Annotated in this window: 3 protein-coding genes; all 3 read left to right on the plus strand. The window is 63.3% G+C overall.

Features of this window, described 5'->3' with window-relative positions; genetic code table 11:
• Positions 1-63 precede the first annotated feature (63 nt).
• The 3 genes from EN935_RS35960 to clpS all read left to right on the plus strand — a co-directional run bounded on the left by EN935_RS35960 (position 64) and on the right by clpS (position 1,262).
• Positions 64-339 (plus strand): hypothetical protein, encoded by a 276-nt coding sequence (locus EN935_RS35960; RefSeq protein ID WP_109659700.1) that lies wholly within the window; start codon positions 64-66, stop codon positions 337-339.
• A gap of 162 nt (positions 340-501) precedes the next feature.
• Positions 502-816, plus strand: a complete 315-nt coding sequence (locus EN935_RS35965; protein ID WP_126070189.1) for a hypothetical protein — start codon at positions 502-504, stop codon at positions 814-816.
• Between the two features lie 140 nt (positions 817-956).
• The gene (gene clpS / locus EN935_RS35970; protein ID WP_027039419.1) at positions 957-1,262 is read left to right on the plus strand and encodes an ATP-dependent Clp protease adapter ClpS; all 306 of its coding nucleotides are present in this window, start codon (positions 957-959) and stop codon (positions 1,260-1,262) included.
• The last annotated feature ends 148 nt before the right edge of the window (positions 1,263-1,410 follow it).

Raw genomic sequence — 1,410 nt, forward strand, 5'->3', positions numbered from 1 at the left:
GACACCGAACGACCCGGTTCAGTGACATCAGAAATTCGACCCGCATAAAAAGGAAATGAAGCCATGAAAAAGTCCCTCCTGTCCGCTCTCGGCCTCTCCGTTGCTCTCGCCTTCTCGATGCCGGTTCTCGGCAACGCAGCCGCCACCACGACCGCTGCCCCGGCTGCTGCCACGACGACCACCGCCCCGGCTGCTGCCGCGACGACCACCGCTCCGGCCAAGGCTGCTCCGAAGAAGGTCGCCAAGAAGACCGTCTGCAAGGTGACCAAGAAGCACAAGTGCCCGGTCAAGAAGGCGCCCGCGAAGGCGGCCCCGAAGGCTGCTCCGAAGAAGCCCTGATCAGCTTCGAGGTCAGTTCTAGCAAGGCCGTTCCAGCCGTAAATCGGCTGGGGCGGCCTTCTGCCAAGTGCATGGTCGATGAGCTGAACACCGGCGGCTTCCAGCCACGCAACTCGATTGTGCTTAACCCGTTTGCAACGCCGGCCGTGTAGGGCAATCCGCATGAAGAAGCGGCTTTCGTCCATTTTGCGTTCGATGGTGCTCGGCGGCCTGGTGGCCACCGGCGTTGCCAGGGTGCTGATCCTGTTCACAGCCAGCCCGGTGCCCGATCCGGCCAGCGGGCGCACCGAACCTTCGCTGTTTGCGCCTGCGATTTCCACCAATTGGGACTACATCACGCCGGCACAGACCTGGCTGCTGATCGCGCTGACCGGAGCGACGCTGGTCTGCGTTGCCGCGTGGCCGATCGCGGCATGGCTGGAACGCCGGGCCGATGCGGGCGCAAATCGCCGCATCTTTGGCCGAGAGGGCCGTTGAACGGCAACCGACACTTTCCCACATGATGGTGAATGGCCGCGCCTGCTGGACATCGGCTTTGTGCGTCTATCAAAATGGACGACTGCTGTCGCTGGTGCCAGAATGGCGGCAAGGTCGCTTACGCAAAATTGTCGGTTCCGATGCCTGAAATCACCACAAAACCGCGCGTCCAGGTCAAGCCGCAGGTCGAACGGCCGAAGCTCTACAAGGTCATCCTCATCAATGACGATTTCACACCGCGCGAATTCGTGGTGACGGTGCTGAAGGGCGAGTTCAAGCTCAGCGAAGACCAGGCGCACCGGGTGATGATCACCGCGCACCGGCGCGGCGTCTGCGTCGTCGCCGTCTTCACCAAGGATGTCGCCGAGACCAAGGCGACGCGCGCCACCGATGCCGGCAAGGCCAAGGGCTATCCGCTGATGTTCACGACCGAGCCGGAGGAGTAGCCTACCGTCCCTCGCGGTACCACATCGAACCCATTGCCAGAAGCAGCAGGCCGAGACCGAGGAAGCCGCCGAACAGCGGCACGCGCGAGACGGCCTTGAGCACGCTGTCGTCCGTCGTGCGCAGGCCGATCTAGTCGCTGCCGGACGC

This window comes from Mesorhizobium sp. M7D.F.Ca.US.004.03.1.1 (assembly GCF_003998635.1).
GTDB classification, from domain to species: Bacteria; Pseudomonadota; Alphaproteobacteria; order Rhizobiales; family Rhizobiaceae; genus Mesorhizobium; species Mesorhizobium loti.